At 47.7% G+C, this 18,606-nt stretch carries 17 protein-coding genes; 8 read left to right on the top strand and 9 right to left on the bottom strand.

The features are described from left to right. Positions 1-12: 12 nt before the first annotated feature. The 3 genes from J3U76_RS12170 to J3U76_RS14745 all read right to left on the bottom strand — a co-directional run bounded on the left by J3U76_RS12170 (position 13) and on the right by J3U76_RS14745 (position 2,943). A complete protein-coding gene (locus J3U76_RS12170; protein WP_208006253.1) occupies positions 13-1,464 on the bottom strand; it encodes an acyl-CoA reductase in 1,452 nt (483 codons plus the stop codon). Continuing rightward, positions 1,461-2,558 carry a LuxE/PaaK family acyltransferase gene (locus J3U76_RS12165; protein ID WP_208006252.1) on the bottom strand — a complete coding sequence of 366 codons (1,098 nt, stop codon included), beginning with the start codon at positions 2,556-2,558 and terminating at the stop codon, positions 1,461-1,463. The genes J3U76_RS12170 and J3U76_RS12165 overlap by 4 nt, the downstream gene beginning before the upstream one ends. Positions 2,559-2,829: 271 nt before the next feature. Continuing rightward, entirely contained in the window at positions 2,830-2,943 is a 114-nt protein-coding gene (locus J3U76_RS14745; protein WP_424022312.1) for a diguanylate cyclase domain-containing protein, read from the bottom strand. A 406-nt stretch (positions 2,944-3,349) separates the two neighbouring features. Between J3U76_RS14745 and hrpB the strand changes: the two genes are divergently transcribed. From hrpB to J3U76_RS12145, 3 genes are all read left to right on the top strand, one after another. Next, on the top strand, positions 3,350-5,794 hold the full coding sequence (gene hrpB / locus J3U76_RS12155) for an ATP-dependent helicase HrpB (RefSeq protein WP_208006251.1): 2,445 nt from the start codon (positions 3,350-3,352) through the stop codon (positions 5,792-5,794). A gap of 2 nt (positions 5,795-5,796) precedes the next feature. After that, positions 5,797-8,130, top strand: a complete 2,334-nt coding sequence (gene mrcB / locus J3U76_RS12150; RefSeq protein WP_208006250.1) for a penicillin-binding protein 1B — start codon at positions 5,797-5,799, stop codon at positions 8,128-8,130. Between the two features lie 226 nt (positions 8,131-8,356). Then, the gene (locus J3U76_RS12145; RefSeq protein ID WP_208006249.1) at positions 8,357-8,785 is read left to right on the top strand and encodes a VOC family protein; all 429 of its coding nucleotides are present in this window, start codon (positions 8,357-8,359) and stop codon (positions 8,783-8,785) included. Positions 8,786-8,796: 11 nt separating this feature from the next. On the opposite strand, the gene hemL is transcribed toward J3U76_RS12145, so the two are convergent. After that, positions 8,797-10,083: a glutamate-1-semialdehyde 2,1-aminomutase gene (gene hemL, locus J3U76_RS12140; RefSeq protein ID WP_208006248.1), complete on the bottom strand. Its 1,287-nt coding sequence runs from the start codon at positions 10,081-10,083 to the stop codon at positions 8,797-8,799. Positions 10,084-10,228: 145 nt separating this feature from the next. On the opposite strand from hemL, the gene J3U76_RS12135 reads away from it, so the two are divergent. Genes J3U76_RS12135 through J3U76_RS12120 form a run of 4 tightly spaced genes read left to right on the top strand, consistent with a single transcriptional unit; the run spans position 10,229 to position 12,064 of the window. After that, positions 10,229-10,861, top strand: coding sequence for a DUF6776 family protein (locus tag J3U76_RS12135; protein WP_208006247.1), 633 nt, complete (start codon positions 10,229-10,231; stop codon positions 10,859-10,861). A gap of 55 nt (positions 10,862-10,916) precedes the next feature. Next, entirely contained in the window at positions 10,917-11,261 is a 345-nt protein-coding gene (gene erpA / locus J3U76_RS12130) for an iron-sulfur cluster insertion protein ErpA (RefSeq protein WP_208006246.1), read from the top strand. Positions 11,262-11,309: 48 nt separating this feature from the next. Then, on the top strand, positions 11,310-11,633 hold the full coding sequence (locus J3U76_RS12125; protein WP_208006245.1) for a glutaredoxin family protein: 324 nt from the start codon (positions 11,310-11,312) through the stop codon (positions 11,631-11,633). Beyond that, positions 11,630-12,064, top strand: coding sequence for an HIT domain-containing protein (locus J3U76_RS12120; RefSeq protein WP_208006244.1), 435 nt, complete (start codon positions 11,630-11,632; stop codon positions 12,062-12,064). Before J3U76_RS12125 ends, J3U76_RS12120 begins: the two co-directional genes overlap by 4 nt. 97 nt (positions 12,065-12,161) lie before the next feature. Here the strand turns inward: J3U76_RS12120 and J3U76_RS12115 are convergent, their stop codons facing one another. Continuing rightward, positions 12,162-13,448, bottom strand: coding sequence for a peptidoglycan DD-metalloendopeptidase family protein (locus J3U76_RS12115; protein WP_208006243.1), 1,287 nt, complete (start codon positions 13,446-13,448; stop codon positions 12,162-12,164). 170 nt (positions 13,449-13,618) lie between these two features. Here J3U76_RS12115 and tyrS point away from each other — a divergent pair, with 170 nt between their 5' ends. Further along, a complete protein-coding gene (gene tyrS, locus J3U76_RS12110; RefSeq protein WP_208006242.1) occupies positions 13,619-14,815 on the top strand; it encodes a tyrosine--tRNA ligase in 1,197 nt (398 codons plus the stop codon). A gap of 453 nt (positions 14,816-15,268) precedes the next feature. On the opposite strand, the gene J3U76_RS12105 is transcribed toward tyrS, so the two are convergent. From J3U76_RS12105 to mtnN, 4 genes are all read right to left on the bottom strand, one after another. Beyond that, the gene (locus tag J3U76_RS12105) at positions 15,269-15,898 is read right to left on the bottom strand and encodes a trimeric intracellular cation channel family protein (protein ID WP_208006241.1); all 630 of its coding nucleotides are present in this window, start codon (positions 15,896-15,898) and stop codon (positions 15,269-15,271) included. 92 nt (positions 15,899-15,990) lie between these two features. Beyond that, a complete protein-coding gene (locus J3U76_RS12100; protein ID WP_243454237.1) occupies positions 15,991-16,827 on the bottom strand; it encodes a cobalamin-binding protein in 837 nt (278 codons plus the stop codon). Positions 16,828-16,831: 4 nt separating this feature from the next. Next, a complete protein-coding gene (locus J3U76_RS12095; RefSeq protein WP_208006240.1) occupies positions 16,832-17,764 on the bottom strand; it encodes a cobalamin biosynthesis protein in 933 nt (310 codons plus the stop codon). Positions 17,765-17,766: 2 nt separating this feature from the next. Next, positions 17,767-18,465: a 5'-methylthioadenosine/S-adenosylhomocysteine nucleosidase gene (gene mtnN / locus J3U76_RS12090; RefSeq protein ID WP_208006239.1), complete on the bottom strand. Its 699-nt coding sequence runs from the start codon at positions 18,463-18,465 to the stop codon at positions 17,767-17,769. Positions 18,466-18,606 lie beyond the last annotated feature (141 nt).

Here is an 18,606-nt window from a genome sequence, read left to right as displayed (position 1 = left end):
TTTATAATACTCTTAATGTCGGTACGAAGAGTAATGTTCTGCTGCTTGCTCTGCACTTAACTCTAAGTCTACCATGCGTACTAAATCTAATAAGTTAGCACTACCATCGTGATGCCATCCCGCCTCTGGAGCTGTCATGTTACCAATAGCGGTAATGCGAGTAACGCCGAGTTCAGCGACCATGGCTGACAGCTTAAAAAGTTCAGTTGGTGCCGCAGCTATGCCTACGGTTTGTAAATAGGCACGGTAGGGGGCGATTAAAGCGGGGATGCAAGTTAAGTCTGCGACTTCTATTACCCGAACAGTACGATTAAGTGGGCTAGGCACAAAAGCGGTAGCGGCCGTTTCATAAACTACCGACCAGTCTCCAGATTCTGGGCTAATAACCTGCTTATCTGTTTGTTGATAAGTGCTCATCTGCTCTTGTTGCTGCCAGGCGACAAGTTGCGTTTGCTCGGCAAAAGATAATGTCTGTCGGGGATACTTTTTTTGGTAGTTGGCTAACTCACCCGCTAATAGCTCACTAAAGTCTTTTGCATCCACTTGGCCCCCTTTTTCTATAAAGAAGCAATGGGGAGAAAAGCAGGCTTGTTGATCATAGTTGATCACATCAAATGCAGCATTATGAGCCGTTTGTTTGGCATTGTTTGCATTTAAGCTGGTATTCGCTATTAGGCCAAAGGCAATTTTATGGCCGTAAGCTAAAAAGCGGCTAGTAACGGGCACGCGAGATTGCATGGCTGATAAGGCGGTGTTGCCGCCATAGGCCAGTACAATATCTGAGGCGTTGAAAAGTTGTTTTTCTTTTACTTCGTCTCCGCCTCGCCACCATAAAATAGCAAGACAGTCTTTGAGTTTTGGTTCTATTTCAGTGATAAGTTGAGCAACCCAACCGGCAAATAATGGCTCCGAACTAGATACCTTACCAATGGTGCCGCCTTTTACTAATAATCCAGAGAGCAGGCTCCATAAGGGAAGGCCAGGCACATTTCCCGCCCAAATATGAGTCATTAACTGTGGCCCAACGGCTTTAACATAACCGCCTTTTGCCCGAGGTTGAAAGCCATCTAACAAGAGCGGATTATTAAAGTCTTCCACTAAAAACTTGAGCAACTGAGGTTTGCGAAAGGTTTTAAGTGAAGCGGTGAGCCCTAGGCGGATCATCTGTGCATCAAAGCCTGTAATGATGGGTAGTAGTTGCTCGGCCTTTTTTCGATACCGGTTATTGCTGTCTAGCAGTTGATGCACGGCATTATCAATAATATCCACCAACTCAATCACAGTGAAGTTTTGCAAGAGGCTATTTCTAGCTGTGGTGACTTTTTCTATCACCTGAGTGAGCTGTGTGGCCGTTAATACCGGCACTTGTACACTTAGTTCAACCCCGTTTTGGGTAAAATTTAGGCTGTCATAAGTGATATTATCTTCGGCGAGTTGGGGAATAAATCCGGCTTTCTCTATCATGGGTTAGCACTCGTCAATGAGTGCATAAATTCATTTAGTGCTAAAGAGCAGCCTTTAGCTTCAGCGCCTTGCACTCGGCCTAAAAAAAGAAAGCCGTTGTCTTTTTTAATGCCTATATCTTCGGTCAAAATAGCAGCAACGGAATTGTAGTTTGCCAAGTCTATTTGCACTAATACACCAGGCTCGCCCTCGGAAACCTCTTCACCGGTTGTTGGATTAACGACACGAGTTCTTATCCAGTGTGGGCCTGTAATGGTCGCAGGCAAGGTCTGACTGCCTTGAGTATAAAGCTGACTACTTAGCTCAGTCATACCAAACATATTAATACAGTGGCTAGGCTCAACCCCAAGGTAGTACGTCATTTGTTGATAGAAAGTGTCCGTATCAAGGGCAGAGGATTGATTCTTATAGCCACCAGTATCAAGTAATTTACTGCCTTTAGGTAAGACAAAACGTTGGTTTCTGGCAGCTAAAGCCTCAAATAGATGCACAAAACTAAAGGAGGCACCCAGCAGTGCATAGGGTTGATTAGCCGCAACTCGCACTTCTAGCTCTGCAATTAGCTCATCCACTAACAAGCCCGATTCATTAATAAAATAACGGGTATCTTGCTGACCAAACTCTTTAGAAACCAAGGCTAAATAGTGAGCCAAAGAGGAGTTAGGCAGCGCCTGTGGTGTAGGAAATAGCAATCCCATCGGAATTGAAGGGGTTGCTCCCATAACAGCGGCTTTAAAGTGAGTTAAGGTAGATAAATTATAAACCGTTAACTGTGGATGATAATGCTTGCCTTTGTTGCCGCTTGTGGTACCACTGGTCATAAAAGTAGCACTTGCCCGTTCGGCATCGGTACAACTTAGTGTCACTTCTTTGAAGGCATTAATAGGTACCGCAGGGATATCTTGCCAGTGCTTAACTATTCTGGGGGTTTTACCTTTGGTGCGACAATAGACTTGGTAGGGGCGATTATAAGTAAATTGATATTTAAAGAGGGCTAGGGCTTGTTCGTTAAAATCAGCATCTGAGCTGGTTTCTTGTTGTATGAAGCGCAAGGTTTGCGCCATTATTTCTTGATCCATCTTGTCAATATCCATCTAATATACCTATTTCTAATGGTAAGCACTGCTTTAAGCTACAAAAGAGTATAACAAATACCGCCCAGTGTTCTTAATACAGGGCGGTATTTATTTTTGTTATCAAAAATTGACGCAGGTAAGGCAGCAGCGCTTGTCTGTGCAAAGGCCCAGTTGGAAGGTGTCAGCAGTGAGCCGAGAGCTATGAGCAAAACCTCAGCGCGTTTAGTTGGTGATCATTTACCGTCTCATACTGGATGACAAGAACGAAAACTGATTTTTTCCTGATCATTTAGAGTGATACATGGCAAGATCGGCGTTGTGCAATCTTTATTAATAAACGCCCGCCGCGCTCATGACCTGCGGTATCATTCACCCATTTAAAATTATCTAAGTCTAAATAAATAATGGATTAAGTGTCGTCTATGACGGCTACTTGTGCATTAATCACTGTTGTTAGTAATAGCTTTTGCTTATTTCGTTTAGCAATGATGCTCAAATGAGTATAACAATAGCCCGCAGCAAATATTAAAATAAATATGATAAACGGATAAATGCTGCTGAGTCTTTTCTGAAACATCCCTGTCACCTTGCTCTCTAAGAATAAATATTAGCTATTTGCTGTTCTTAGATAAAATTGACAGCATTATTTTTAATAATTGTATTGCTATTACTTTAAATAACAATCTTACTTCAGTAAAATTACTATTTTTTACCCTTCTTCTGAAAGATCGCGATTAAATCGCGTCATATAGCCCTGAGTCAGTCTTTTTGGCATAATATATTGGTTGTTTTCCCCCTTAGGTAATCGTGTGAACCAGCTGCCCATTGTTGAAGTACTGCCGCAATTGCAAGCGGCACTCTCGGCGTCTCAAATTATTATTGAAGCCCCGCCTGGGGCGGGTAAATCAACCTGGCTACCGCTGTGGTTATTAAAGCAGCAGGGCATAGCTGGGCGTATTATTATGCTAGAGCCCAGACGATTGGCAGCCCGTAGTATTGCTCAATATTTGGCTTCGCAATTGGGTGAGTCACCGGGTGGACAGGTAGGCTATCGTATGCGCGGTGAGCAAAAAGTGGGTCAACACACGCGTCTAGAAATCGTCACCGAGGGCGTGCTCACTCGTATGTTGCAGGCGGATCCTGAGCTAAGCGGGGTGAGCTTGCTGATCTTCGATGAGTTTCATGAGCGCAGCTTACAAGCAGATTTAGCACTGGCATTTGCCTTAGAGTGCCAAGCACTGCGTGAAGACTTAACCCTAATGATAATGTCGGCCACCTTAGAAGGGCTGGCACTCACTGAGCTATTACCCGAGGCAGTCAGTATTAGCAGTGCAGGGCGCAGCTTTGCGGTAGAGCTGAGTTATCAGCCGCGCAATCAGCACACTCGATTAGATGAAGCCATGGGGCGCGCCATCTTAATGGCATTAACCACACACAGTGGCAGCGCCTTGGCCTTTTTGCCCGGTGAGCGAGAGATAAAGTCGCTACTCACTTGGCTATCAGATAAAACTGATTCTAATGTCGAGTTGCGACCTTTATATGGTCGATTGTCTTTAGCGGAACAACAAGCCGCCATTGCACCTGCTGCAAACGGGCGGCGTAAGGTGGTACTGGCCACCAATGTGGCAGAAACCTCCCTTACCATAGATGGCATAAGCATAGTGGTGGACTCAGGGTTAGAGCGACGGGCTGAGTTTGAACCGCAATCAGGCATGACCCGCCTATATAGCCGACAAATAGGCCAAGCGTCTGCCACGCAACGTGCCGGGCGTGCTGGGCGCTTACAGCTGGGCCATTGCGTGCGCCTGTGGAGCCAAGAGCAGCAAGCACGGCTAGCCCCTAAACGCCCTGCTGAAATTGAGCAAAGTGACTTGAGCAGTTTTGTACTTGAGTGCGCCGCATGGGGCGCACCGCCTGAGCAGTTGTCGTTATTAACCCCGCCGCCGGCACCATTACTGGCAGCGGCGCATCATCAATTGGCCGCACTTGGGTTATTAGCGGAGGGAAAAATCACTACCCTAGGCCAGCGCGTATGGCAGCTTGGGTGTGAGCCTTGGCTGGGGCAGTTGTTACTGAGTGCTCAGGCTTGGCAGCAACAAGGGCATCAAGGCGCCTTGGCTGATGGCGTCTATTTAGTGGCCTTATTAGAAGAAGGGCGCTGGGGGGCTGGGCCTTTATCAGGGCAAATATTGGCGCGGCAAGGGGCATTAAAGGCGTCGGCACGGCGCTGGTTTAGCCGCTTACAGGCCGCAGAATCTTCGCCTAGTGGGCAGTATATTGGCGTTTTATTAGCGAATGCCAAACCCGATTGGGTAGGTTTATTGCGCCCTCAGTCAGGCCGGCAAGCTCGCTATGGCTTAGCGGGGGGCTTAAGTGCCGACCTACCTCAAGATAGCCCCTTGCAAGGGAAAACCATGCTGGCGATAGCGGCATTAGGGCGCAATGATCTTGGGGTATTTATTCAAGCCGCAGAGCCGGTCACCTTGTCGCAGCTACAACAAACCTTGCCCCAGCGCTTTGCGCACCGTGACCAATTACATTGGGATGCAGACGCAAATCGGGTGCGTGCCGAGCAACAATGGTGCTTTGGTCAATTGATTTTACAGCGCAAGCCATTACAAAAAATAAGCCCAGAGCAAAAAGCCCAGTGCTTACTCACCGAAGTACAGCGACGTGGCTGGTCGGCGCTACCCCTAGACGAAACCGCGCAGCAATATTGGCTGAGATTACAACTGGCCGGACAAAAACTGGCCGATAACGGCTTTGCTGAGTGTGATGAAAACACTTGGTTGACGCAAGCCGAACACTGGCTACTGCCTTATTTGACGGGGCTTGGGCGTTGGGATGAGCTGGCGCGGTTAAACTGGCGTGATATTTTTAAAAGTCGACTAGACTGGTCACAACAACAATTGCTGGATACCCTGCTACCCAGCGCTGTGACCTTGGCAACGGGCAGCCGTGCTCGCATTCGCTATCGGGCTAATGAAGACCCTATTTTACCGGTGCGGTTACAAGAAATGTTAGGCCAAGCTTGCGGGCCCGAATTAGCCTATGGGCGGGTGCCATTGGTGTTAGAGCTATTATCACCGGCACGACGACCATTACAAATTACACGAGATTTAGCCGCGTTTTGGGCGGGATCTTATCAAGACGTAAAAAAAGAAATGCGTGGGCGCTACCCTAAACACCACTGGCCTGACGATCCGGCACAAACAGCCCCAACTCGACACACCAAGAGGCATATAAAGCACTGATTATGGCAAAACAAACTCGTAAGAAAAAATCGAAAAAAAAACCGGCAAAAACATCCCGTTTTTGGTGGGGCTTGCTGCTTAAATTAACCCTGGTGTTTGCAGTGCTTATGGGTATTTTTGGTATTTACCTCGACAGCCAAGTGAGAGAGCGTTTTGATGGCCAAAAATGGGCACTACCAGCATTGGTGTATAGCCGTCCGCTAGAGCTATATCCCGATCAGCGACTGTCTCATGCGCAAATGCTGCGTGAATTACAGCTGTTAAATTACCGTAAAGTGGCCAACCCCAAGCGCCCAGGCGAATATTCGGTGGGCACTAATCGCATTGAAATTTATCGACGCTCTTTTAACTTTTCCGATGGCGCAGAAAAGTCTCGTCGCTTCTTGCTGAGCTTTTCGGGCCAGCGACTCACGCGTATGCAAAACCCCGACAATGGCCGCGAGTTAGGTTATGGGCGCATGGATCCGGTGTTGCTTGATCGGTTAAATGTAGAAAAGCGCGAAGATCGTTTATTGGTGCGCCTTGATCAAGTGCCTGAATTACTAAAAACGGCCTTGATCACGGTAGAAGACAGAGATTTCTACCAACATGGCGGTGTCTCGCCACTGGCTATTTTACGGGCGCTTGTGGTGAATATTAAAGCGGGGCGAACCGTGCAGGGGGGCAGTACGCTTACCCAGCAGCTCGCCAAAAACTTCTTTTTAACTCAAGACCGTAGTTTGTGGCGTAAAGTGCAAGAGGCTTATATGGCCTTGATTATTGATTTTCGTTACAGCAAAGATGACATACTCGAAGCCTATTTTAACGAGGTTTACCTTGGGCAAAATGGTAACCAAGGAGTGTATGGCTTTGGTTTAGCCAGCTACTTCTATTTTGGCGTACCGCTGAATGAGCTAAACCCTGATCAAATTGCTCTTATGGTGGCACTGGTGAAAGGGCCGTCTTTTTACGATCCTTGGCGTAATGGTGAGCGTGCCCAAAAGCGTCGCGATTTAGTATTACGCCTGTTAGCCAACGACGGCCATATTGACCGCGAGACCTACGAGCAAGCCAGCAGTACGCCACTGCGTTTAATTAAACGTGGCCAAATGGGCTATGGCCGCACACCTGCTTTTATGGGGCTGCTACGCCAAGAGTTGCAAGACCGTTTTGGTGGTGAATTTTTACGACAAAACGGCTTAAAAATCTTTAGTAGTTTAGACCCTATTGCTCAACACAGCGCTGAACAGGCGATTAGTGAGCAATTAACTCAGCTTAAAAAACGTACTAAAAAGAAAGATTTAGAAGCGGCCATGGTGGTCACTAACTGGCGCAAAGGCGAAGTAAGTGCGGTAGTGGGGGGCGCCGATCCTAGCTTTGCCGGCTTTAACCGTGCCCTGGCCGCCCGTCGTCCTATTGGTTCTTTAATTAAGCCGCCTGTTTATGCACAAGCCCTAGCAGATGGCTTTACCTTAGGCTCTGCCATTGAAGATAAACCCATTAGCTTGCGCAGCGCCGGTGGACAAGTCTGGAAGCCCAATAACTATGATCGCCAGTTTCGTGGTCAGGTCATGCTGGTGGATGCGTTGGCAAAATCATTGAACGTGCCCACGGTTAACTTAGGCATGGCAGTGGGGCTCGATAAGGTGATTAAGGGCCTCAAGCGCATGGGGGTGAGGCAAGATATACCGGCTTACCCATCTTTGCTATTGGGGACGCTGGAGCTTACGCCGCTGGAGGTTAACCAGCTGTATCTGACCTTGGCCAATCAGGGGCTTTATCAGCCGTTAACCTCCATTCGGGCCATTCAAGATGATGAAGGTGAGTTGTTATATCAACATAATGCCAAAGCTACGCAAGTGTTGTCACCCGAAGCGGGATATTTGGCGCTTTATGGTATGACACGTGTGGTGGGCGGCGGTACGGCCTCACATTTAGCGGCGCGCTTCCCTAATCGTAATATGGCGGGTAAAACCGGTACCACTAATGATTTGCGTGATGCTTGGTATGCCGGTTTAGACAACGAAGAGCTCGCCAGTGTGTGGGTAGGGCGTGACAATAATGGTGTAACGGGACTAACCGGTGCCAGTGGGGCGTTACGGGTGTATAGCCGCTATTTAGATAGCCGTGGTGTGGACTCGTTGCAGCTTAGGCCGCCTGTTGGTGTTGATCAGGTGAACTTTGCTTATAGCGATGGTATGCCGGCGGACCCACGTTGTGAAGAAACCCGTTTGTTACCCGCTAAGTCAGCAGACTTACCCAGCATTCGTGGGTGCGAACCCAGTATGCCATCCCTACCTGAAGCGGGCGAAAAAGTGGGAGATTGGTTAAAAGATATTTTTAACTTTGCTCGCTAAATAGCTATTTTACAATACTGTAAAGGTTAATTTAAGAAAAATAGGCCCCTGATATATATCAGGGGCCTATTTTTATGTTTAGAGAGTCACAGGGGTCTTTGTTTTTAATTCAACTGTTTAGATCAATATCAAAGGTAAGCGCTGGCGATTAGCGAAGAGTGTAACACCGCCCTTTACCACTGTAATTTTCGCCTATGCTCAATAGTATGTTATGGGGGAATCAGTTATGTTTTCTTTTCATCACGTAACCTTGAGTGTACGTGACTTATTGGTCTCAGAAGGCTTTTATAAAGGGCTGGGGTTTGAGTCGGTATTTCGCTGGCAGGATGAGGCAGAGCAATTACAAATATGTCACTTAAGGTTAGGAGCGGCGATATTAGAGTTGTACTGCTTTAGGCCTGAGCACGAGTTTGATGCAGTAAGATCATTTCCACCATGGGCAAATGGCTTTCGTCTGGGGTTACGGCATTTTGCTTTGCAAGTTACTGATTTAGATGAGGCATTAAATGCCTTATATGAAGCCGGCGTATTGGATGAAAAGCCATCCGTAACTTATGGGCAAAGCTGTGCTCGTTATGTGTTTATTGTTGACCCCGATGGTAACGGAGTTGAGTTATTAGAAAGGCCGCTGGTTAATATCCAGCAGCCTGAGTAAAGTAACTTAAATTAACCTTTCATAGTGGCGAACGCTTTATCGGCGGCCGCTATGGTGTGGGCAATTTCTTGCTCGCCATGGGCCAGTGACATAAAGCCGGCTTCAAACGCAGAAGGGGCCAAATATACACCTTGGTCCAACATTAAGTGGAAGAAGCGTTTAAAGGCCTCGCCATCACAGCGGGTCACTTGCTCATAACCGAGAATGTCTTTTTCATCGGTAAAGAAAAAGCCAAACATGGCGCCCACTTGATTAGTGGTAAAAGGAATGCCGTGTTTGTCGGCGGCGGCTTGTACACCATCAAGTAAAGCTTTGGTGCTTTGCTCTAACTGCTCATGTACACCAGGTTGGCTCAGGGCATTTAGCGTAGCCAAACCGGCAGCCATGGCCACAGGGTTACCCGATAAAGTACCGGCTTGATAAACAGGGCCTGTGGGTGCTAGGTATTCCATTACATCGCGGCGGCCACCAAAGGCACCCACTGGCATACCACCGCCAATAATTTTACCCAAGGTGGTTAAATCTGGGGTGACGCCAAAGCGTTGCTGAGCCCCACCCAGTGCCACACGGAAACCACACATTACTTCATCAAAAATCAATAAAGCGCCATATCGGTCACAAAGGGCGCGTAAGCCTTCTAAAAACCCAGCCGCAGGAGGAATGCAGTTCATATTGCCGGCAATCGGCTCAACAATAATACAAGCGATATCATCAGGCGCGGCGGCAAAAGCGGCTTCAACGGATGCTAAATCATTAAAAGTAGCGGTAAGTGTGTGCTTGGCAAAATCAGCCGGTACGCCCGGGGAGTTGGGTTGGCCTAAAGTGAGCGCGCCTGAGCCGGCTTTTACTAATAAGCAGTCGGCGTGGCCATGATAACAGCCTTCAAATTTCAAAATTTTATCGCGATTGGTAAAGCCACGGGCCAAGCGAATGGCGCTCATGGTGGCTTCGGTGCCCGAGTTCACCATGCGTACTTGTTCCATAGAAGGCACCAGCTCATTGACCTTCTCGGCCATGGTCACTTCTACTCCGGTTGGGGCACCAAAGCTTAAGCCTCGTTCAGCGGCTTCTATTACAGCTTCGCGTACTGCTGGGGCATTATGGCCTAAGATCATCGGGCCCCAAGAGCCGATATAATCTACATAAGACTGGCCATCGGCATCATAAATATAAGCGCCATCGGCACGTTCAATAAAGCGAGGTGTGCCGCCTACGCCATTAAAGGCGCGAACAGGAGAGTTAACGCCACCGGGAATAACCAGGCGCGCTTTGGTAAATAAATCATCAGACTTGGACATGTCAGCATCCTTTGAATAGGGTCGGTCGCAGCCTGTGCTGCTAAGGTAGGCAGACTATAACAAAGATTGCCCAACGCTTGAATCTTGCTGGCGCCACGCCTCGGGCTTTGGCACAATTCGCCGCCAATATTGAGAGGAGCTGACTATGCCGTCGCCGTTCAAGCGCCGTTTAATTGTATTATCTTTGTTATCTGTATTATTGCTGTTGTGTTCGGGTTATTTAGGGATGCGTTATTATGACCAAACTCAATTGCTTATCGAGCAGCAACACAGCTTAGCGCGCCAACAGCAACATCTATTGGCGCTGAATGTTGATATGCAAGCCTTATTGAGTGCACAAGAGGCTCGGCAAGTTAAGCTAGATTTGCAAGCACAACAACTAGCGGAGCAAGCGCAAGAGCTTGCGCTTTATCAGGTCGTTTTGTCGCCTAAAGGCGGTAAGCTTGCGCTAGTACAGCAAGAGATAGTGCCAGCCTCAGAGCCTAGGGTATTTGCTTATCGGCTCGTGTTATTGCAGCCTAGGCAAGGTGCGCGCAAAGTAACAGGGCAAGCGCAATTAAAGGTGCGCGCAATACACAATAAACAGTCGCAGATACTCACGGGCGAGATGTTAGGGGTTGCTCCCGTTACCTTAGATTTTCGTCACTTTCAGGTGTTAATGGGGCAATTGCGTTTACCGCTTAACAGTCAAGCACGCACATTAGAGTTACGACTCACATTAGATAACAGGGCGGATCGAACCTTAAGTATCCACTGGCCTGTATCGGACAATACTTGACCTATTTGGTGGGGTACTGGATAATTTCAGGCGATAACTAATTTAAGAGGTAGTGATGAGTGAAGCAATTCCTTTGCCAATCCAAATGAGTGATGCGGCAGCCAATAAGGTATTAGCCTTAATCAGCGAAGAAGAAAACCCCGATTTGCGCTTGCGCGTATATATAACGGGCGGGGGATGTTCGGGCTTTGAGTATGGTTTTACCTTTGATGAGAAAACCAATGATGGCGATACAGTGGTAGAAAAAAATGGCGTCACTATGGTGGTGGACAGCATGAGCCTGCAATACCTTGTGGGTGGTACGGTCGACTATATTGATGGTCTAGCAGGTTCGCGATTTTTGGTGACTAACCCCAATGCGACTAGCACCTGCGGCTGTGGCTCTTCGTTTAGTGTCTAGTTCGCATCAGTCTAGTGAGATGAGTACCAAAAGCCAAAGAGGGTAAATATGTCGGTATTTGATTGGTTTAAAAGTGGCGTATCTGAATCAATTTCTGCGCCAGCGGTAGCGTCGAATGATAAATTAGCGTTATATCGCAGAGACTGGTGCCCTTTTTGCGATCGCGTACAAAGCGTGCTGGATGACCTTGAACTTGAAATAAATGAGTGTGATACCACTCAGCCCGAGCACTTGCAGGCGCTGGTGAATGGCGGTGGTCAGCGTATGGTGCCTTGTTTGCGTATTGAGCCGCAACCGGGCGAATATGTTTGGCTATATGAATCGGCAGATATTATTGCCTATTTGCGCCGTCATGCTGAAGGCCTTAAATGAACGAGTTTCAGTTACACCCTCAGTTAGCAGCAGATACGCAGTGTTTGGGTGAATTCCCACTGAGCTTGGTATTGTTAGCCAATGATTGCCAATATCCTTGGCTTATCTTAGTGCCTAAACGTGCGGATATTCGCGAAATACACCATTTAAGTGAGGCGGATCAGCAAACCTTGATGTGCGAGTCTTGTGCAGTGGCATGCTTAATGGAGTCTGTGTTGGCGGCTGAAAAAATTAATGTGGCGGCACTGGGGAATATGGTGCCCCAGCTGCATCTGCACCATGTGGCACGATTTAGCACTGATGCTGCTTGGCCTGCGCCTATTTGGGGCAAACACCCCGCCATTGTCTACGCTAATCTAGGCGATGAAGTGGCGTTATGGCAACAGCGCTTAAGTAAAGTCGACGGCTTTACCCCCGAGCAGTGCGCCTAAGGCCTTACGTCATACGTTAAAAATAAACGTCGGTGCTCGGCGCAGCCGTTGCACTTGTTCTAACTGACTGCTGATGGCTTATAGCTCCCCGTAAGGGTTAATTTTTTGCCACCATAATGCCACTCACCTTACCCAATTGTGCCATTAACTGATCGGCTTTGGGCTTAAACTGAGCCAACTCAGATTTAGATAAGACGGCGGCTTGAGGCATATCAACGGTTTTAGGGTTTTTGTGAACCCCATTAACCAAAAACTCATAATGTAAGTGCGGGCCCGTTACACGGCCTGTCGCGCCTACTGTGCCTATTTTTTGCTCCTGTTTTACCTTTTGACCTTGTCGTACTAAGCGCTTATTTAAGTGCAAATACTTAGTGACATAAGTGCTGTCGTGGCGAATAAACACATAGTTACCATTAAAGCGGTTATAGCCTGACTTCATCACAGTACCACTGCCTGCAGCTAATACAGGTGTGCCGGTGCGCGCGGCATAGTCAATGCCTCTATGGGGGCGAACTTTGCCGGTAACAGGGTGTAAACGGCGCGGGTTAAAGTTAGAACTAATATGGGTAAAGCTCACGGGGGCGCGTAAAAAGCTCTTGCGCATAGCACGGCCATCGGCAGAGTAGTAATTACCATCAGTGTGGCGCACTGCTTGATAGCGTTTGCCTTGGTTAATAAACTCGGCAGCTAAAATCTTCCCTGTACCCACTTTAAAGCCGTTTTTGTAATGCTGTTCATATAAAACGGTAAAGCTGTCATTGGCACGAATATCAAGGGCAAAGTCTACATCCCAAGCAAACATGGCCGCTAAGTTCATAATTTGATTTGGCGTTAAGCCGGCCTTGGCGCCTGCATTCCAAAAGTTAGAGGTGACGGTAGCTTGGGCGTAGGCAGTTCTACTTTCGAGAGTGGCACTGCTTGTTTTAGCTTGTAAGCCATTCGGGGTTTGTTCTATCTCAAGAGTATGCTGGTTATCTATTGGATAGCGCAGTCCTGCAAACTGGCCCGACTCTTTAAAAGAGAAAGTAATTTGCTTACTAGGATAAATTCTTTGTAAGCCTGTTGCGGCTTTACCCAAGCGGGTGATATCCCGTAATAAGCTTGAAGGTAGGTCATTACTTTCAAAAATTGCTGATAAAGTATCGCCTTTCTTTATGGTGACAACATGCTCTTGCTGAGCGAGTTGGGCTGCCTGACTGGTAGGCAGATCAGTCAGCTCAAGCGGCAAAGGCTGGCGTTCGCCGGAGTTTAAACCTGCCGCCGGTTGTGAACGACTGGCCAATGCGAGTTCTGTGGGTGCCATAAATAATAGCCCTACTAAGGCACTGAGTAGGGAAATGGCTACTTTATGTTGGCGAGGCAACGCTTTAAAACGATGAATCATGATGAGTCGCTACTCTTCCTTGTAATGTATAAAGGATTTTACATTCTTTCCAATTTATCTGCCATTCCAGTAATATGCTCAATTTATTTTATTTGGTTTGTCTACATAGCCGTTTCGGATCACAATAGGTATTTAGAACAGCTATTTAGGTGCACAGGAGTGGAGTGGTCATGTCTCAGCTAGAAACGGCGTTAGCAGAAATTAAACGCGGTGTAGAAGAAATATTGGTTGAAGAAGAGCTTGTTGCCAAGCTAAAGCTGGATCGCCCGCTGCGGGTTAAGTTGGGAATGGACCCAACTGCACCTGATATTCACCTTGGGCATACGGTGATTTTAAATAAATTGCGTCAGTTTCAAGACTTGGGGCACCAGGTCTTATTACTGATTGGTGACTTTACCGCCCAAGTAGGGGATCCCAGTGGTAAAAATAGTACTCGCCCACCATTAACAGCTGAACAAGTTGCAGCGAATGCGAAGACCTATGCCGAGCAAGCCTTTAAGGTATTGGACGCGGATAAAACAGAGATTGTTTATAACTCCAGCTGGTTAGGTGAGTTAGGCGCCACCGGTATGATCAAACTCGCTTCTCGATTAACAGTGGCGCGCATGTTAGAGCGTGATGATTTTAAAAAGCGTTATAGCTCGGGTCAGTCAATTGCCATTCATGAGTTTATGTATCCCTTATTGCAAGGTTATGACTCTGTGGCGTTGAACGCCGATATTGAGCTGGGGGGAACCGACCAAAAGTTTAACCTGCTAATGGGCCGTGAGCTGCAAAAAGAAGAAGGGCAGCCTGCTCAAGTGGTGATCACTATGCCATTATTAGAAGGGTTAGACGGTGTTAAGAAAATGTCTAAGTCGGCGAATAACTACATTGGTGTAGATGAAGCCCCAGGAGAAATGTTCGGTAAGGTGATGTCGTTATCTGATGAGATGATGTGGCGTTACTTTGAGCTATTGTCACGCCTAAGCCTAGATGAGCTGGCGGCGCTAAAACAGTCTGTCGCTGATGGATCTAACCCTCGTGATATTAAGATCTTATTGGCAAAAGAGCTGATTAGTCGCTATCACAGTGAAGCTGCGGCTGAGCAAGCGCATCAAGACTTTGTAAATCGCTTTCAAAAAAATGCCATTCCTGATGATCTGCCAGAAGTCACCTTAAATGTGGCGGCTGATGGCATGGCCATTGCTAATCTGTTAAAAGAAGCGGGGTTAGTGAACTCGACCTCGGATGGATTACGCATGATCAAGCAAGGGGCGGTTAAAATAAACGGTGAGAAACTCGAAGATACCAAGCTGATAGTACAAGCCGGAGAAGCTGTCTATCAGGTAGGTAAACGTAAGTTTGCTAAGGTGACAGTGGCGTAACAAGCGCCGAGCGCCAAGCTAAAAGCCTCCAACATGGAGGCTTTTTTTGTGTTTATACCAAATACACTAAATATTTGTTCTATTGAAAACCTGCATAAGAGAGGAAGCTGAGTCACCTCCCAAGACACGCCATAAACCCATCTATGGGGGCTCGGGAAATGCCGTCCATGGCATTTCACGGTCGTGGGAGGCGATCTCAGCCGCCTCTTATAAAGCTCAGAGTTGTCTGTGAGACTGCTAACAGGCGACTCAGTGGCTGATGGCCGGATAAAGGGAGTGACTCCACCGGCCATCACATGACAGGGACGTCATGTGTTGAGCGCCACAGGGATGTGCTTGCAGCGTGTCGGTGGAGTTACCCCTTTGTTCGGCTTTTGTAGCAAGCAAACTGACTGCTTCTTTAATATGATTAGTATTAGTCGTAAGACGTATGGCGTACCGCAGTATCTTCCGTTAGCGGTTTAACGAAAAGGCGGGTAGTGATAAATGCCAACGAATGGCGGCGACTCTTAGAGTAAAGGTACCTAACATGCCAAATAAAGTGGCTAATAAAGGGGTAATGCCGATTTCTAATGAACAGGTATATAAGATGCCGCCTAAAATACAGGCAGTGGCATAAATTTCTCTTTGTAACACCATGGGGACTTCTCTGGCTAAAACATCGCGGATCATGCCGCCAGCCACCCCAGTGATCACCCCCATAACCACCGCAACCATGCCAGAAGTGCCATGATTGAGCGCCTTTTCGGTGCCAATAATGGTAAAGGTGGCTAACCCAAAGGCATCCGCCAGCGGTAGAATATACCAAGGTAAGCGCCGTGGCAGCTTAGCAATATATTGCCCCAATAGTGCAGTAGCCAAAATAACCCATAAATACAGCGTATCTGCAGTCCAAAAGACGGTATCGGCCTTAATGATCAGATCCCGTATAGTGCCGCCGCCAATGGCGGTGACCGCAGCTAACACAATCACGCCAAAGCCATCCATACGCAGTCGTCCGGCGACCAGTACGCCAGAAAAAGCGAACACAGTCGTGCCGAATAAATCACTCCAATAAAAGACAGACTCAACCAAGGGCTGCATTAGCACTTACCTTCTTTCAATATAAACAATTACGCTAAAAATGGGCGCTATTGTATAGAGACGATTAATTGAACATAATTTGTACTTAGTGTTTAGTCGCTCCGTGCCTTATCAAGTTGTGAACATAGCTGGCGAATGCCTTGAGGGGTGCGCGGGGTAAAGCGGTGCATCAGCTGGGCATCTATGGTGAGCAAATGCTGATTTTCTACCGCTCTTAGGGCGGGCCATTGTTGCCAATGAGCCAGCTCCTCTGTGCTTTTTGCCATTATCACTTGTGGATTGTGTGCCAATACTTGCTCGGGGCTGAGTTGCGGATAAGGCGCCGGACTATCAGCCATAATATTAATGCCTCCACACAAGTTAATTGCCTGCCCCATCCAAGTACTGGCATTGGCCGACATTAGCGGTGTGCTGGCTATTTGATAAAACACAGTTACCGGGCTGGCATCTTGATAGGCTTGTGTTAGCTCATCAATTTGTTGCTGATACCGCGCAGCAACCTCAGCCGCTTGTGATGCGTGCCCGGTTAGTGCCCCCAGTTGATTTAACTCTTCGTTTAACTTGGCAAAGGTCGCTGGGTCTGAATAAAAAATTGGAATACCCAGTTGCGCTAAAGGTTGCACCATTTGCTGCTGAGCACTGCCCCATACCACCACTAAATCGGGCTCTAATGCTAATAACTGCTCCATATTCAGCGAGCGATAATTAGCTACCTTGGGGAGATCTTTTGCCTGCGTGGGATAATCGCTGGCCTTATCTACCGCCACCACCTGTTGACCGGCGCCTATGGCAAACAACATTTCGGTAATATGAGGCGCTAAACTAATAATGCGCTCTGCATGATGCGTCGACATTTCCTGAGCTTGCCCTGATGTGCAGAGCAGCCATAGTGCCAGCCCTATAGTAATAGGGCGACAGTGAATCTTCATGTTATTAAACATTGAATAGCATCACTAAAGTAAAAGCCCAGCCTAATGACAGCCAAAATAACAAAGCCATTATAATGCGTATGAACAGTGCGCGGGTAGCGCTACCATTGAGGTAGTTTTTAGTGCCAAGCTTAGGGTAGTAAGTGGTGGCATCTGTATAGCGTCTTGGTCCACCTAGCCCTATGTTCATACCCGCTGCGGCAACTGCTAATAGGCGGCCACTGGCGGGGTAGGCCCAAAGTTTACCTTGTGGCCAAGCCTTTATGGCGCGCATTGAGCCAGGATAAATCAATAAGGTTAATGCCAATAGCTGAAACGGTAGCCACGCCATAGCGCGATATAGCCATGAGGCAACAGTGCCAAAGGCACGCCACTGCTCTATTTTAAAAGGCCAGGCTTGTGCACCATAACGTAATAAGGCAAATATTAAGGCGGCGTACACTCCGCCCCATACATACCAGCACAATAAGGCCGCATCGGCGGCTAAACGCAAGGTGGTCATTTCTGCCATGGCTTTATACAAGCCTAGAGGCGATAAGGGATCGGTTTGGCGTAAGCACAAAGGAGCTAAGGCCAACCGCGCCATTTCTTTTTGTCGTTCATGGGGTTGTAAGCAGCTAGGCAAGGTGCGGCTCAGTCTTCCTAAATCTAAACAGCACCACAACAAGAGTGGCTCAAGCAAACTGGGTGAGGGAGCCAAGACCGATAGTGCCCAGTAGGTTGCCACTAAAGGCAACAACAAACACAGTAAAACGGCTCCTCCTGCTACCTTCAGATAACGGGCGCTGTAACGCGCGCCATTAAGGCGCAGGCCTAAGGTCTGCAAGCTTTGCGTTAACCATTGCTGCATGCGTGTGGCGGGCAGCAACAAGCTAAGAACAATCGCTATGGTCAGTAAGGGGACGGGCTGTTCTAGCAGCGATAAGTAATCGGTCATGGTTAATTAGGCATACGTGCAATCATGGCTAATACCATGGCGCTAGAGTGCTGTGCTGCTACTTCTAAGAAAGCTTCAAACGATTCGACCTGTTCTTTGCCGGCAATATCAGACAAAGCACGTACTACCACAAACGGCACCTGAAACTGATGACATACCTGGCCAACAGCGCCAGCCTCCATTTCACAGGCTTTCATGGTGGGGAACTGAGTGATGGCTTTTTGCAGTTGATCGTCTCTGTGCATAAACTGATCGCCAGTACAAATAAGGCCGACGGCAGAGTTAATCTCATTTTGCTCAGCTAGGCAGTCTTGCGCTAGCGTAATAAGTTGAGTATCGGCGACAAAGGCAGCAGGCTGCTGCGCCATTTGCCCTATTTCGTACCCAAATGCGGTGACATCTACATCATGAAAACGTACTTCACTAGAAATAACCACATCGCCAACGCTTAGCTCAGGGTCAAAGCCACCGGCAGAGCCAGTATTAATCACGGCGCTGGGTGAGAAACGCTCTAACAGCAGGGTAGTTGCAATACTGACGGCTACTTTACCAATACCAGAGCGAGTAATAACCACCTTTTTGCCAGCTAGCGTACCCTGATAGAATTCACATCCTGCCACGGTAATCGTTTGGGGGTTGATAAGCTGCTCGCGAAGCACGGCCACTTCTTGCTCCATGGCACCAATAATACCGATAGTCATAATAAATACTCTGCTGATGAAAATTAAAGCTAGTTTATCATTATAGTATCTAAAGGCCGATCATTGATTATTGGCTTTATATGTAACCGTATTGCTCTTTTGTATGCTTGCTGATGACGCGGATTATGTGGTTCTTATGCG

The organism is Oceanisphaera pacifica, from assembly GCF_017498065.1.
GTDB lineage: Bacteria > Pseudomonadota > Gammaproteobacteria > Enterobacterales > Aeromonadaceae > Oceanimonas > Oceanimonas pacifica.
This window is presented reverse-complemented; position numbering and strand designations above follow the sequence as displayed.

What these genes read in the sequence shown, in the direction of transcription:
- J3U76_RS12170 (WP_208006253.1), bottom strand. Translation starts at nt 1,464, where the DNA reads ATGATAGAGAAAGCCGGATTTATTCCCCAACTCGCCGAAGATAATATC.
- J3U76_RS12165 (WP_208006252.1), bottom strand. Translation starts at nt 2,558, where the DNA reads ATGGATATTGACAAGATGGATCAAGAAATAATGGCGCAAACCTTGCGC.
- mrcB (WP_208006250.1), top strand. Translation starts at nt 5,797, where the DNA reads ATGGCAAAACAAACTCGTAAGAAAAAATCGAAAAAAAAACCGGCAAAA.
- J3U76_RS12145 (WP_208006249.1), top strand. Translation starts at nt 8,357, where the DNA reads ATGTTTTCTTTTCATCACGTAACCTTGAGTGTACGTGACTTATTGGTC.
- hemL (WP_208006248.1), bottom strand. Translation starts at nt 10,083, where the DNA reads ATGTCCAAGTCTGATGATTTATTTACCAAAGCGCGCCTGGTTATTCCC.
- J3U76_RS12135 (WP_208006247.1), top strand. Translation starts at nt 10,229, where the DNA reads ATGCCGTCGCCGTTCAAGCGCCGTTTAATTGTATTATCTTTGTTATCT.
- erpA (WP_208006246.1), top strand. Translation starts at nt 10,917, where the DNA reads ATGAGTGAAGCAATTCCTTTGCCAATCCAAATGAGTGATGCGGCAGCC.
- J3U76_RS12125 (WP_208006245.1), top strand. Translation starts at nt 11,310, where the DNA reads ATGTCGGTATTTGATTGGTTTAAAAGTGGCGTATCTGAATCAATTTCT.
- J3U76_RS12120 (WP_208006244.1), top strand. Translation starts at nt 11,630, where the DNA reads ATGAACGAGTTTCAGTTACACCCTCAGTTAGCAGCAGATACGCAGTGT.
- J3U76_RS12115 (WP_208006243.1), bottom strand. Translation starts at nt 13,448, where the DNA reads ATGATTCATCGTTTTAAAGCGTTGCCTCGCCAACATAAAGTAGCCATT.
- tyrS (WP_208006242.1), top strand. Translation starts at nt 13,619, where the DNA reads ATGTCTCAGCTAGAAACGGCGTTAGCAGAAATTAAACGCGGTGTAGAA.
- J3U76_RS12105 (WP_208006241.1), bottom strand. Translation starts at nt 15,898, where the DNA reads ATGCAGCCCTTGGTTGAGTCTGTCTTTTATTGGAGTGATTTATTCGGC.
- J3U76_RS12100 (WP_243454237.1), bottom strand. Translation starts at nt 16,827, where the DNA reads ATGAAGATTCACTGTCGCCCTATTACTATAGGGCTGGCACTATGGCTG.
- J3U76_RS12095 (WP_208006240.1), bottom strand. Translation starts at nt 17,764, where the DNA reads ATGACCGATTACTTATCGCTGCTAGAACAGCCCGTCCCCTTACTGACC.
- mtnN (WP_208006239.1), bottom strand. Translation starts at nt 18,465, where the DNA reads ATGACTATCGGTATTATTGGTGCCATGGAGCAAGAAGTGGCCGTGCTT.